We start from the raw sequence: 13,189 nt of genomic DNA on the forward strand, positions 1-13,189 counted from the left end.
GGATTCATCCGGAAAAGGCGCGCCACACGAGCCGCGAAATGGCCAGCCGGGGATTGCCCTGGCTGGCGACGTTGTGGGCGGGCTCGCTGAAGAGCAGCCGTATCAAGCGGTGGCGCGTCGCCATGTCCAGATGCAGGGCGAGCCCGAGCAGCTTGCCCTGGCGGCGCGCGATCCGGCACGGCACCCAGCCGGTCGCCTCCATCCAGACCGCGCCCTCGGCGCCGACCGGAATCGCCGCCGCCATCGCGCTGGTAATGGCGACGCCATTGCAGGACAGGTTCACGGTAGTGGCCGTGTACTCGTGCCCGCCGCAGGCTGCCTTGCCATTGATCCGCAGCAGGGCTCGCTCCCGGTAGGGGAAGCGTTCTTCCTTGCGCGGCCGTGGCAGTTCCACGCAGACCAGCAGCGAGGTAAGGTAGAGCACCATCGACACGGCGGTCCACGCGATGTTGAAGACGAGTCCCGAGGCTGCCGCGTCGGCGGCCACCGCGCGCGCCAGGCCCATGCCGGAGAGCAAGATCAGGCAGCCATAGAGCGCGGCGAACTTCCCGTGGATCACCAGCTTGCTGCGATCCAGCCCCTTGTTGGTGACCTTGAACGGACGCCCGAACGGTTTGAAGAACGCGCTGACCAGCGTCGCGCTGACCGCCAGCGCGGACACGATCTGCGTGACCTCGGTAAAGATGGGCAGCGCGCGCGAGCCGGTTACCCAGATGCTGTAGGCCCAGTAGAGCAGCAGCGCGGGCACCCCATAGGCAAGGAACTGCATCGGTTCGCCGTACAGCGTCGGTACGTCGAAGTACCAATACAACAGTGGCCCGGCCAGCAGCATGAGCGTGAAAGGGCGGCTCAGCCAGTGCAGCAGGCCGTGCACGTAGTGCACGCGCTGGCCCAGTGTGTAGCCGCGTCCGCGCAGCGGCCCGTCGGCCGTGAGCGCTACCTGGATCGTGCCCAGTCCCCACCGGCTGCGCTGGCTGATGTACTCGGGCAGGCCTTCGGCGGACAGGCCCACGCTCAAGCGTTCGTTGAGCCAGCGCGTGACATAGCCGTGGGGCATCAGGCGATACGTCAGGTGGATATCCTCCGTGACCGTGCCGGTTGGGAAGCCGCCGATCAAGCCGAGCGCCTCGCGCCGGACCACGAAGGACGTACCGATGCAAAAGGCGGTGCCCCAGGCGTCCTTGGCGGGCTGCATCACATCGAAGAAGGCGCGCTGCTCGTCGACCCAGCATTCGGTCGAGCGCAGGTTGTACTGGATCGGGTCCGCGTTGTAGTAGAACTGCGGCGTCTGCACTACGCCGACCTTGGGGTCGGCGAACAGGCCGATGGTGCGCATGAGGATGCTCTTGTTCGGGGCGAAGTCGGCATCGAGCACCATGATGTAGGGCGCGCCGCCGCCATGTTCCGCACGGGCACTATGCTGCAGGCCATTGTTGAGGTTGCCCGCCTTGGCATGCGTGTTGTCGGGACGCGTGACGTAGTTGGCGCCGACCTGCGCGCAGAACGCTTTCAGCCAGTCGCGCCGGGTGTCGTCGAGCACCCACACGCGAAAATCCGGATAGTCGATCGCCAGCGCGGCAACAATGGTCTTCTCCAGTATTTCCAGCCCTTCGTTGTAGGTTGCGATGAAGACATCGACGCGCGGCACCGAGCGGCTGCGCCGCAGCGCTGCCTCGCCCGCATCGGCCGCTGGCGCATGGTTGCTGCCGCGCGTCAGCGTGACGATGGAGATCACGGTGTAGGCGATCGTCATGATCTCGAACCCGAAGAAGGCATGCGCCCACAGGCTCGGAAAGGTCATCTGCCATTCGGGCAGCGTCTGGGTCCAGCGCCAGGCGAGGTAGACGAGCAGCAGTGTCGCGGTGATGGCACCGAACACGCGACGGTCGGAGTCCCGGGCGCGATCTCCCCGCATGCAAAGCCAGGCGAGCAGCAAGGTGGCGGCGTTGACGACTAGCAGCGCCCTGGCATCGAGGAAGAATGCAAACATCGTTACTCCTTGGACGGGGGAGCGGAAATGGCGCTGGTGCAAGCGGCATCGACACATCCGGAAGGACGGAAGGGGTTCCAGCCCGCGGCGGCCAGCACCGCCCATGCGGTCGCGCCGAGATGGGGCAGGTGGTAGTAGTAGAAGTCCTCCGTGGTGGAGGTCGGCCCGATCGAGAGGCCGGTGCGGATGCGTTGTTCCGGCGTGGCGTAAAGCAGGCCGGAGGGCGCGCGCTGCGACAGCAGCAGCGGCCAGAGCAGTGAGGCATCCTGCGCGCGGCTGCTGGCGCGCAGCACCAGCGCGGCCTGGCCCGTGCCTTCGGTCCAGACGCCGTCGGGGTTGCCGTTAAAGCCGTAGCCGCCCTTGACGCCGTGGCGCTCGCGGGTCCAGTCCAGGCCCCTGCGCCAGTCCGCGGACGCGTCTGGCACGGCGATCAGCGGCCATAACACCGCATCGAGAGCGGAGGGGCCGCTATTGAGCGAGCGGCCATCGTCGCGCGTGCCGATCACGAAGCGGCCTTCGCGCGGCTGCCACATCGCCTCGACGAAGCCGCGCGCGCGCCGCGCCGCCAGCGGCCAGCGCGGATCGTTGCTGAGGCGGGCCAGCCAGCTGAACGCGGCATAGGCATCGACGTTGTGCTCGGTGGATTTCCAGGACTGGCGGGTGGGGCTGGGTTCCTCGCCGAAGTAGCCGCCGATGAAGCCGCCCGGGGGACCGGCATCGAAGAGCGTGGCGTCGACCCAGCCCATCAACGCCGCAGCACTGTCGAGATAGCGGCGTTCGTGGGTGCTGTCGTAGACGGCCAGCAGCATCAGCGCGGCCCATGCCACATTGCCCGTGGCGGTGCCGACCTGGTACGCGTCCTCGAACCAGCGCTGGCTCGGCGCGTCCCACCAGCCGGGCAGCGGCGCGGGGCCCGCCGGCAGCGCGCCGGCGCGGTAGGCATTGCGCAGCCGGTTATCGTGGTAGTGGCGATCGCGCACGCTGGCAGCAACCATGGCGTCCGCTATGCGGCGCGCATCGCCAACGCGGTGGCAGGCCACCAGCGCGATGCCGGCGAGCGCGTTGTCGTAGACGAACGCCGCCTGCTGCAAGGCGGGTGCGAGCGGACCCTGCCCCGGTGCAGGCTCGTAGCTGCCGAGCATCACCGGGCCCTGGCCGGGCACCGCCGCGACCCGCGCGGCAATGGCCTGGCAGCCGCCTGCCAGCAACTGCTCGCGCGCTTGCGCCGGGGGTGCCTGGGCGGCGGCGGGCGGCGCCAGGATCGTGGCCAGGCTGGTCATGGCGGCCAGCAGCGGCGGCAGCATTCGGCGGCGTAAGGTAAGTGAGGTGAGCGAGGTGAGTGAGGCCCGGTTCATGGCGATCTCCTGGCGTGCGTCGGATTCGCTGCCGTCAGATCAGCGCGCGCATGTGGCCCCACCAAGGCTGGTCGAGGCTGACCTTGGCCCAGCGGCCCAGCGCACAGCGATCCGCTGCCGCGCCGGCGCTCTGCAGGGGCAGCGCCGGCAAGGGCTTGTCCAGTTTGGCGATCAGGTAGATCTCGTTTTTTTCGATGGGCGGGAACGGCACGAAGTAGCGCGCCTGCTCGCCATCGGGCGCGCGCGGCAGGATTTCGGCAACCTTGCCGGCCAACGGCGCGGCCACGCCGTCCACGCGCACTGTCACCTTGTTGCCGGGCAACAGATCGTTGCTGAGGCTGCGGGGGAATACCGCCACCACCCGGGGTTGCGCGCAATTGGTACTGCGCAGCAAGGTCGCGCCGGCCGCGACGCGCGTGCCGGGCGGTGCCAGCACGTCCTGGACCATGCCGGAATCGTAGGCCTTGATATCCAGGCTGGACATGCGCTGGACGCGCTGCCCTTCCTCCGCGATCAGGGCGTCAACTGACTTGCCGTACTGCTCAAGCTGGGTCAGCTCCGCTTTGAGCTGGGTGATCTCCGCGCTCAGTTCGTCGTGCCGCTGCGCCAGCGTGGAGACCGCGCCATCGGTGCTGGAGAGGTACACCTTGCCCTTGGCCGCCTGGCTGTTGCTGAGCGCGTTGTCGAGCTCGGCGCGGATCGCTTCCTTGGAGTTCGACAGGATCGACAGCTGGTAGCGGGAGGCATTGGTGTAGGCCTCGCTGACCGCGCCCGCCCATTGCATGGCCTGGTTGCGGTTCACCACGTCTTCCTGCTGGTCCACCTGTTCCTTGGCCATTGCCATGCGGGCCTGGATGCCGCGAATCTTGGCGGCGTGCTCGGCTTGCGCGGCTGTCTGGTATTTCTTGGTCTGCTGGTCGGTAGCGTCAAGGCGGGCCTGATCGCCTTCGAGCTTGGCTTTGGCCGCATCGTAGCGCTGCTGGTTGTCCAGCTTCTTGCCCGTCAGTTCCACCAGCAAGGCGCGGTCGACATTCTGGTTCTGCACGCTCATCAGCGTGTCTCCCGGCGCAAATGAGGCGCCCACCGAAATCCGCTGGCCCGCCACCACGCCTTCGACCGGCGTGGTGACCAGGTTGACCGGCCCATCGACCACGGCGCGTTCGGACGAGCGCGTGAACACGGGGGGGAACATCACGGCCAAGATCACCCAGACGATAAAGGCGGCCACGCCGTAACTGGTCAGGCGTGGCACCACATGCCAGAGGCGGCGCTGGCTCAGCTCGCGGCTGCCTCTCGCGGGCGCCAGATGGTCTGTGCGCAATTCCGGCAGGTGCGTGGCCGGGGGACGGCTTTGTTCGATTTTGTCGCTCATGGCATCCTCACTGGCAAATTCGCGCGATCGGGGTCGCAGAACGAGCGGCAAGCCGTCGGCACCGGGCGTGTCGGCAAGACGCACGTTCCCTGTAAAGCAAGTCCCCCAATATTTCTTTCGCGATGCGTTGTTTCACGGCCCAGCCGGACCGCTTGCGCATCTGTGTGTGGACCAGGACGTGCCGGGTCCGTTGATCTGCCCGCGCTCCAGCTGACGGCAGGAGCGGGGCGAATGCGTATGGCCCGAGGGCCATCGACGATACTCGCGGATGTGCGCGACTCGGGTTCGCTGCACGGGGGCGAGTGAATGAAGGCTAGCCAAGAAGCGGTGCCACTGCTGTAAGAATGTGTAAGAGCAGGATGTCACACCGTTGAAATCAACGGCATCGGATGCCTCCATTTCCCATGCGGGCAAATGCGCATGGGCACATTTTCGGAGGATGAGACATTCCCCGCGGCCTCTGCTGACATTGTTTCTTCCCATGGCGCAATGGCATGTGCGCCATGCTCGCCACTTGATCGCATGCTGCCCGGGGGGCGGGCAACGGATGTTTTCTGTTTGCAACACACGCTGTGACGAGGCAGCGCGCATGAAAAAAAAGGCCGGCGCAGGGCCGGCCTCTCGATCATGCCATGGCGAAGCATACACGCCAGGGCACTCCGCAATTCAGCGTATCAACATCAACGTGCGCTTGCGTCCGCGTACACGCGCTCACCCGCCACCCACGTCTGCGTCACGCGGGTCTTCCAGATCTCGGCCGGCGCCACCTTGAACAGGTCCTGGTCGACCAGGATGAAGTCGGCCCACTTGCCCGGCTCCAGCGATCCCAGCGTCTTCTCCTGGTGCTCCGCGTAAGCGGCGTCCAGCGTGAAGGCGCGGAAGGCCTGGGTCAGGGTCATGGCTTCCTCCGGATGCCAGCCCTTGATCGGGCGGCCTTCGTGGTCGGTACGCGTGACCGCTGCATGCAGGCCGTAGAAGGGGTTGGCAGATTCCACCGGGAAGTCCGAGCCGCCGGCAATCACGGTGCCTTGCTTGAGCATGGTCTGCCAGGCGTAGGCGCCCTTGATGCGTTCCTTGCCGATGCGGTCCTCAGCCATGTTCATGTCGCTGGTGGCATGGGTGGGCTGCATCGAGGCGATCAGGTCGAGCTGCTTGAAGCGCGGGATGTCCGGCAGCGCCACCACCTGGGCGTGCTCGATGCGATTGCGCAGCTCGCGGCCGCCGACTTCCTTGTAGGCGACTTCAATCGCGTCCAGCACCTGGTGGTTGGTGGCGTCGCCGATGGCGTGCACGTTGACCTGGTAGCCGGCCTTGATCGCCATCTTGACGTTCGCCTGCATGGCCGCGTCGCTCATGAACAGCAGGCCGCTGTGCACATGATCATCCGAGTACGGCGCCATCAGCGCCGCGCCACGGCTGCCGAGTGCGCCGTCGCCGTACAGCTTGACCGCACGCAGGTAGTAGCGGTCGTTGCCGTAGCCAGAGAGCGGGCCCTTGGCGGAGAGCGCCTTGAAGTCGTCGCCGGTGTCGCGGATCATGCCGTAGATGCGCGTGGTCAGCTTGCCCTGGTCGGCGAACTCGCGGTAGATGCGGTCTTCCTGCGCGGTCACGCCGGCGTCGCCCGCGGCGGTCAGGCCGAGCGCGTTCATATGCGCCAGTGCGGCGGCCAGCGCGGCGCGGCGGTCGTCGTCCGAGTACGGCGGAATCACGTTGTTGACCAGCGCCATGGCCTTGTCGACCAGCACGCCGGTGGGGTTGCCGCTGGCGTCGCGCTCGATGCGACCGCCCGCCGGGTCCTTGGTGTCGCGCGTGATGCCGGCGGCTTGCATGGCCTTGGTGTTCAGCCACGCGGCGTGGCCGTCCACGCGCACCAGGCGCACCGGGCGGTCCGATACGGCGGCGTCCAGCTCGGCCGCGGTGGGGAAGCGGCCCAGCTTCCAGTTGACCTGGTTCCAGCCGTAGCCCAGCAGCCATTTGCGCTGCGGGTTCTTGTCGCCGTAGGCGCGGATCATGCCCTGCGCTTCGGCCAGGTCCTTGGTGCCCGACAGCGAGATCTCGGTGGTCTTGAAGCCCAGGCGGAACACGTGGCCGTGCGCGTCGATCAGGCCCGGCAGCAGGGTCTTGCCCTGGCCGTCGACGCGCCTGGCATCGGGGTACTGCGCGCGCAGCGCGGTGGCGTCGCCGGTGGCCAGCACCTTGCCCTGGTCGAACACCAGGCCGGTGAAGCTGGCGACCTGGTCGTTCTTCAAGGTGTACCCCTGCACGGATTCGATCAGCGTAGGCGCGGCGTGGGCCGACATCGTCAAGCCGACGGCTACTGCCAGCAGGCTCTTGTGGATCGCGTGTTTCAAGTCAAATCTCCTTGTTGTTGTCGTACAGCGCTTTGGCTTTTTTTTGTGGGCTCTCAGGATGCCTACTGCTTATTTTATAGCCACGTACGATTTTAATGGAGGATGACAGACAAAGCGCTTTGCGAATAGAAGAAGTTAAACCTGTGCTCCCGGCGAGAACCTCGACCAGTTCAAGCCGGTGCGCGCAACGCAAGATTTAACTGGTCCACGGATTGTGCCCAGTCTGCGTCCTCGTCAAATCCGTCGTGCAGCAAGGTTGCCTGGGCCGGCGTCCAGAATGGTGCTTCCCAAAGATTGATGTCTTGCGGTAGCGGCGAATGCTTCGCAAGGAACGCAAGAACGTCCGCGTTGCTGGATGGCAAGCCGAGTTGGGCGAACAGGTCGGAAAACTGGTGAAATGGGGTGTCCATGGGAAACGTCCGGGAAGCAGGGTTTTGGCGGATGAAAGCGCCGCCTTAGGACTGCGCATTTTTAAATAAGAGCGGCGCTCGCGTTTGCGGGCTGTTCTACCCAGCTATGCATAGCCCGCGCAATCAGCGCGCAAACAGCGAGCGTGCCAGAGACAACGCCCAGTGACGAAGACGTGTGGGCGTGTGCATTAAAGCCGGTAAGGAATGCAAACGCCGCCATTTCCCACTTCGTGGCAATCTTCTTGTCGTGTGTCATTTTTCAGTGAGCCGTGGTGGCGTTGCAGTCGAAGGTTGTTTGGCGCCGAAAACTGCAGGAAGCGTTCGGCGCAGACCAGGGGCGTTTAGTTCTCGATCACCGGCGCATGCACGGCCGCGATCGACTCGTGCGCGGTTGCGGTACGTTGTGCGGCCTTGTGGACCATGGTGTAGGCATAGTCCACGCCCATGCCGTAGGCGCCCGAGTGTTCCTTGACGAGCTTCATCACGGCGTCATAGGTGTCGCGGTGCGCCCAGTCGCGCTGCCATTCGAGCAGCACCTGCTGCCAGGTCACCGGTACCACGCCGGCCTGGATCATGCGCTGCATGGCGTAGTCGTGGGCTTCCTTGCTGGTGCCGCCCGAGGCGTCGGCGACCATGTAGATCTCGTAGTCGCTGTCGTGCATCGCGGACAGCGCGAAGGTCGTGTTGCAGACTTCGGTCCACAGACCCGCCACGACGATTTTCTTGCGGCCATTAGCGGCCAGCGCGTCGCGCACCTTCTGGTCATCCCAGGAATTCATCGAGGTGCGCTCCAGCGTTTCCTTGCCGGGGAACACGTCCAGGATCTCCGGGTAGGTATAGCCGGAGAACGACTCGCTCTCTACCGTGGTGATGGTGGTCGGCACGTCGAAGATCTTGGCCGCCTTGGCCAGGCCCACGACGTTGTTCTTCATGGTCTGGCGGTCCATCGACTGCACGCCAAAGGCCATCTGGGGCTGGTGGTCGATGATGATCAATTGGCTGTTGCGCGGGGTCAGGACTTGCAGTTTGGCGTTCGACATGATTTCTATCCAAAAAATTTGATTTAACGATTCGCGCCCTGTCTGGCTGCGGTGATTCGGGCTGGTCTGTCTATGTGCAGAACTATACCGACTGCCCCATTCCAGATAGTGGCCTATCTCTGCAATAGTTATTCAAAATAATTGAATTTCATTCATTGAGGCGCGAGAGGGCTCTGTCCCAGTGGGTCCATCGCCCTTGGACGACGCGCCACAGGCGTTCCGTGGTCTCGCGCGTCATCGTCTTCTTGCCAGCGCGCACTTTGCTCAGGTCGCCGGGTAACCAGCCGCTTGTTGAAAATTGCCGCGCGACCGATATAGCGCGACAAATCGGGAGCACGCCTTCAGGTCCCCACGAATGGACAACCGACGTAGACCGCCCAATCACATTTGCGTATGCAAGGCACTGCGTGAAGACGGGTGGATGGCCAGAGTCGTCACCGAAGAACTGCAATCGAACACCGGCGATGCGCCACGTCGAGAGCGTCGAAGTCCAGGCGGCAGAGCAGTGGGAAGGCCCCGTACCGCAGGAAAAGGCCGCGGCGGTATGCGCGCAAATTGTCGATCCTGCGCAGCGCGTACATTGTCACCGGCTCGTCTACAAGGCTCTCAGTGCGCGGCAAAGGAAGTGAGCGGCGCGAACCGCCAGGTCGAAGGACGGGTCACGCGCCAGCTCGCGACCGGCCACGCAAATGACCCAGTCCCCCTTTTTGCGTTCGCAGCGCATTGTCTGGTCCTCCATCTGATCTGAGAACCAGCGCCACAATGTCGCGTCTTGTTCATTGGCATGGACCGCCGCTTGGAGCTGGGCCAGCTTCAAGTAGATGTTGCCATTCATGGAATCTCCGTGATTGTTCATCCCGTGTCTGTCTCAAGTGCCGGCCTCGCGCAGCCAAATGTTGACTTGGGGTTTGCACACATTATTCGGATGAGTCCACAGTTTCCATCGTCTTCTGGTATGAGTGGCCCACATGCGTTCAAGCCAAGGGGCTGGTGCAACACTACATTGCTGTCGGGCGCGTCTTATCACCCCACGTGGAGCCGTGGGGTGATCGTGAGCGCTTGTGCCGATTGGCAGCAGTGCGCGACTGCTTTCGTTCCCTGACGCCGGGGGAGAGTGAGGTCATGGCGCATGCCGCATCCGGTTTGACAAACAAGGAGATCGCCGCCGCCATGTGCATCAGCGTGGTGACTGTCAAAGTTCATCGATGCCAGGCAATGCGAAAAATGAGGGCTCGGCGTTTCGCTGATCCGGTGCTACTTGCGCAAACTCTCGGTCTCGTGAATCCACTGCACGAAGAACTTACGATGAAGGAGAGTCCGTCTTGCGAGGACGTAGTGCTTTTTCAATGCATTGGATGATGTCCGTGTCCTGAAAGGGCTTGTGGAGGACGCACGTCGCACCCAATGCCCTGGCACGCTGATCAAATCCCTCATGCGCAAATGCGGTCATGAAAATGACAGGCATATCGAGATTGCGTGCGCGCAGCGCCTCTATCAAAGCGAATCCGTCCATGCCGGGCATTTTCGCGTCTGTGATCACGCAGGACAGGCAAGGCAGCGAAGTCCACCGCAGTAGCTCTTGACCACCTCCGAACAATTGCACGCCAAGATCGAGCGAACGCAGCAGCCCCCCCACGGCATTCCGGACGGCGGCATCGTCGTCAACTATTGCGATCGTGACGCGAGCTATCACACTGCCTCCTTGTCTACGCATCGAGCGCCGTCAATGCTCTGCAGGAAGAGTAACGCCAAATCCATGCATACCCTATGATATGACGGTATTGCCGATCCCTCGGATGCACGTTTCACGCTACGTTGCGATGAAGTCACGCCGGCCAGGAAAATCAGTCCCCCCGCGATAGTGAGCCAGCCAGCTATTCTGTCCGATTCATACCAAGGTATTACATGCATGGCTGCTTCGAAATGGCACCGTATATTCCACCGTATATTCAAAAGTCCTTGTGGGTGCGGGCGACCCCGGGACCGTTCGATGATGGATGATGGATGGTAGATAGCGCTATCGGAATTGTCGACACTGCAGTAGTAGGGGAGCAGCGTCGCTCTCTTAGTCTGCAGTCGGCCTGCTTGCCCGCAGTGACGCGTTATCTTGCTGAAATGCTTGAAGGCACGAGACTTTGCTTGGCTTGGCGCCGCCAGCAGTTCGATCGCGGAACGCGGGCCAATGCCAGTCTTGCTCGTACCGATTCAAGTTCCCACCGCCCTCCGGAGCAGGGCAGCGGTGAATCGGTCAGCTCACTTTAGGTCGTTCACTGCGCGCCGGATTCCTTCTGCGCGTTCTGATTGTCGGTAACCGGTGCGCCCGCAGCCGTGGTGAGAGTGTCTCTGTTCATCGCGAGTCTTCTTGTTGGTGAGGGAGATTGGTGGGGCCTTCGTGCCGGCAATCAGTGCACGGATGCAAGACCGGAGGAGGCAGCCGATGATTCACCCATCCCCGTGCAGGACTGTCCTCAGCACGGTGCACTGCTCCGGCTGTGTCGTGATCCTGCGAAACCAGGAGAGATTAATTGGCGATGCAGGCTGTGGCTATTGTCTGTTCGTATTAGCCGACTGTCCTCTGTCAGGGATGGAGTCCTGCAGATCACGAATCCACGTATCTTTGACCACTGGAAAATATCGCTTTTGAAGACAAGCTTCCCCCGGCTCGATCATACGCATCGTCGAGCCGGGGGAAGTTCTCAAGGCTAGGTCAGCGGTGGTCTTCCGCCGATTGCAAGCCATGTAGCGCAGGAAGGCGAGGGCGTCTCGAATTCACTCGTCAGCCAATTCACTTCTGCAGGCTGTTTGCGCCATTGCGCCAAGTCAATAGACTGAGCGCCGTCAGCAATACGGCTGGCAGCATGACACACCAGATCGAGAGCATCGAATAGCCAAGGGCGCCGAGAGCGGCGCCCGATGCGAAACCCGCGAGCGCCGGTACCATCTTTTTGAGCCGACCGCGTATGGCTTTGCGTTCCGCCTCAGATGCGGATGGCAAGTCCACCAGGTCAATGATGATTTGCGTGGTATTTCCCGTCATGATCGTCGTGGGGCCAAGGTCTGACAAAGACGTCCTGGACAGTGAGTTCTGAATACCCATGGCCACCACGGCAAGCATGCCGGCGCCGACGGCCGCCGGCGTACCCGGATCAGAAATGGGAGAGGCGTGGAGCCCGGCAATTATGAAGAGAACCAGCGCCGCGGCCTCGGCAAGCAGCAACAGCGAGGGTGCCGATTGTTTGTTCCGTACCATGCGTGACTCGGTCAACCTGGCGGCAGCGACCGCCAAGGCAAAAGTCGGCAGCGCAAGCAGTTTGGCGAGCAGGCCCGTTGAATCACCGGCGATGTCGACGCCGATCATCAGGAAGTTTCCTGTCACGTGTGCCGTAAACAGGCCGGCTAGTAAAATGAACCCGACCACGTCTACATAGCCTGCGACAAAGGCCAGGATGCTGCCGAACGCCGGTCCCGAAAGATCAGCGCGGCCGCTCGTGTCGGGAAGCGGTGTGGGTGTCAATTCGGTCTCCCACGAAGGTTGTTCAGCGAACGGTCAGAAGTTGTGCCGCATCGCAATGGCGAACGTCTGCGGGTCGGCGCCAGCCCTGATGCCGATGTTATTGATGGCGAAGTCATAGGTAGCGTTGCTGCGGTTGTTGATGCGGCTGTAGTAAGCGTATAGCGCGGTTCGCTTGGAAAGTGGACAGTCGTAGCCGACAGTTACCTGATATGCGCCGGTTTCCGAACCACTGCGGACGGATCCAATCGTTTCCATAGCCGTGCCGGAGCCATTGCCGACAAAGGCGAAGCCGGCGCGTATGCTACCGATGCCAAGCCGCTGTATCAGCGAGACATAGTAGCCATCGCGCGTAAGGTCTCCAGTGGCGGTACGGTAGTGCAGGCGTTCATACAGGGCACTGACGCGCGTCGACGGGAACTGATAGGAAATCCCTGCCTTGATTGCGTCGTCATTGCGTCCGCTGGTCTGGTAGTGCTGGTGGATCTCATAGGCAAGCGTCAGGTTCAGGTTGCCGTGGTCATAGGCGGTGGCAAAGGAATACAGCGCGGGATTGCGCGGCACCGTTGTCTTTTCTTCCGGCAATCCCCAGGCAATGGCGCCGCTCAAGCCGTGCCACGTCGGCGACTGGTAGTGCAATGAGTTCTTCTGTCGTCGATCAAATGAGCTGGTGTTCTGGACATTGTCGCTGGTAGACGCAGCGCCATTGCCTATCAGCGCCATGTAGCCCGCAGTGGTGGGGTAATACGGGTCGTAGCTCTTGGTCGCACTTGTGTATGGTGTGTCCCAGTTGCCCATGAAGAGGGTGCCGTACGGGCTCTGCAGGCCGAGTCGGGTATCTCGTGCGGCGATTTGCCCCGCGCCGTTGTCAATCGACAGGGCGCTTTCGATTTGCCAGATCGCCTTGATCCCGTTGGCCAACTGTTCCTCGCCCCGCAAGCCGAACACGGAGCGGTTATTCGTGAGGCGCGCCGTATTGCCAAGTCTGCTGCCGTCGGTTGCGGTGGTCACGGTCACATACTCGATTGCTGTGTTCAGCCGACCATAGACCGCCACATTGCTGTCCGCCACGGCGGGTGCCGCGGCCGCGGACAAGGACGCTGCCAAGGCGACGTAAATGCGCCGGGGCCCGATTGCGTTAGTACGGCTGGTAAGTGCTT

At 63.0% G+C, this 13,189-nt stretch carries 11 protein-coding genes; 1 reads left to right on the forward strand and 10 read right to left on the reverse strand.

Features of this window, described 5'->3' with window-relative positions; genetic code table 11:
- Positions 1-4: 4 nt before the first annotated feature.
- The 7 genes from ACX12D_RS30325 to ACX12D_RS30355 all read right to left on the reverse strand — a co-directional run bounded on the left by ACX12D_RS30325 (position 5) and on the right by ACX12D_RS30355 (position 9,353).
- Positions 5-1,990, reverse strand: coding sequence for a glycosyltransferase (locus tag ACX12D_RS30325; protein WP_459374719.1), 1,986 nt, complete (start codon positions 1,988-1,990; stop codon positions 5-7).
- Between the two features lie 2 nt (positions 1,991-1,992).
- The gene (locus ACX12D_RS30330) at positions 1,993-3,270 is read right to left on the reverse strand and encodes a hypothetical protein (protein ID WP_459376568.1); all 1,278 of its coding nucleotides are present in this window, start codon (positions 3,268-3,270) and stop codon (positions 1,993-1,995) included.
- 109 nt (positions 3,271-3,379) lie between these two features.
- Positions 3,380-4,717, reverse strand: coding sequence for an HlyD family secretion protein (locus ACX12D_RS30335; protein ID WP_459374720.1), 1,338 nt, complete (start codon positions 4,715-4,717; stop codon positions 3,380-3,382).
- A gap of 680 nt (positions 4,718-5,397) precedes the next feature.
- Complete coding sequence (locus tag ACX12D_RS30340; RefSeq protein ID WP_459374721.1) at positions 5,398-7,068, reverse strand: amidohydrolase; 1,671 nt, start codon at positions 7,066-7,068, stop codon at positions 5,398-5,400.
- Positions 7,069-7,238: 170 nt separating this feature from the next.
- Positions 7,239-7,478 carry a DUF2789 domain-containing protein gene (locus ACX12D_RS30345; RefSeq protein WP_459374722.1) on the reverse strand — a complete coding sequence of 80 codons (240 nt, stop codon included), beginning with the start codon at positions 7,476-7,478 and terminating at the stop codon, positions 7,239-7,241.
- Positions 7,479-7,819: 341 nt separating this feature from the next.
- A complete protein-coding gene (locus tag ACX12D_RS30350; RefSeq protein ID WP_459374723.1) occupies positions 7,820-8,518 on the reverse strand; it encodes a hydrolase in 699 nt (232 codons plus the stop codon).
- A 595-nt stretch (positions 8,519-9,113) separates the two neighbouring features.
- Positions 9,114-9,353 carry a hypothetical protein gene (locus tag ACX12D_RS30355; RefSeq protein ID WP_459374724.1) on the reverse strand — a complete coding sequence of 80 codons (240 nt, stop codon included), beginning with the start codon at positions 9,351-9,353 and terminating at the stop codon, positions 9,114-9,116.
- Between the two features lie 287 nt (positions 9,354-9,640).
- Here ACX12D_RS30355 and ACX12D_RS30360 point away from each other — a divergent pair, with 287 nt between their 5' ends.
- On the forward strand, positions 9,641-9,877 hold the full coding sequence (locus ACX12D_RS30360) for a LuxR C-terminal-related transcriptional regulator (protein ID WP_459374725.1): 237 nt from the start codon (positions 9,641-9,643) through the stop codon (positions 9,875-9,877).
- Here ACX12D_RS30360 and ACX12D_RS30365 read toward each other — a convergent pair.
- The 3 genes from ACX12D_RS30365 to ACX12D_RS30375 all read right to left on the reverse strand — a co-directional run bounded on the left by ACX12D_RS30365 (position 9,819) and on the right by ACX12D_RS30375 (position 13,100).
- Complete coding sequence (locus tag ACX12D_RS30365) at positions 9,819-10,211, reverse strand: response regulator transcription factor (RefSeq protein ID WP_459374726.1); 393 nt, start codon at positions 10,209-10,211, stop codon at positions 9,819-9,821. The genes ACX12D_RS30360 and ACX12D_RS30365 overlap by 59 nt on opposite strands.
- A 1,092-nt stretch (positions 10,212-11,303) precedes the next feature.
- Positions 11,304-12,032 (reverse strand): YoaK family protein, encoded by a 729-nt coding sequence (locus ACX12D_RS30370; RefSeq protein ID WP_459374727.1) that lies wholly within the window; start codon positions 12,030-12,032, stop codon positions 11,304-11,306.
- A gap of 33 nt (positions 12,033-12,065) precedes the next feature.
- On the reverse strand, positions 12,066-13,100 hold the full coding sequence (locus ACX12D_RS30375) for a porin (RefSeq protein WP_459374728.1): 1,035 nt from the start codon (positions 13,098-13,100) through the stop codon (positions 12,066-12,068).
- Positions 13,101-13,189: the final 89 nt, after the last annotated feature.

Source organism: Cupriavidus sp. PET2-C1 (assembly GCF_054515855.1).

What these genes read in the sequence shown, in the direction of transcription:
- ACX12D_RS30325 (WP_459374719.1), bottom strand. Translation starts at nt 1,990, where the DNA reads ATGTTTGCATTCTTCCTCGATGCCAGGGCGCTGCTAGTCGTCAACGCC.
- ACX12D_RS30330 (WP_459376568.1), bottom strand. Translation starts at nt 3,270, where the DNA reads ATGACCAGCCTGGCCACGATCCTGGCGCCGCCCGCCGCCGCCCAGGCA.
- ACX12D_RS30335 (WP_459374720.1), bottom strand. Translation starts at nt 4,717, where the DNA reads ATGAGCGACAAAATCGAACAAAGCCGTCCCCCGGCCACGCACCTGCCG.
- ACX12D_RS30345 (WP_459374722.1), bottom strand. Translation starts at nt 7,478, where the DNA reads ATGGACACCCCATTTCACCAGTTTTCCGACCTGTTCGCCCAACTCGGC.
- ACX12D_RS30350 (WP_459374723.1), bottom strand. Translation starts at nt 8,518, where the DNA reads ATGTCGAACGCCAAACTGCAAGTCCTGACCCCGCGCAACAGCCAATTG.
- ACX12D_RS30355 (WP_459374724.1), bottom strand. Translation starts at nt 9,353, where the DNA reads ATGAATGGCAACATCTACTTGAAGCTGGCCCAGCTCCAAGCGGCGGTC.
- ACX12D_RS30360 (WP_459374725.1), top strand. Translation starts at nt 9,641, where the DNA reads ATGGCGCATGCCGCATCCGGTTTGACAAACAAGGAGATCGCCGCCGCC.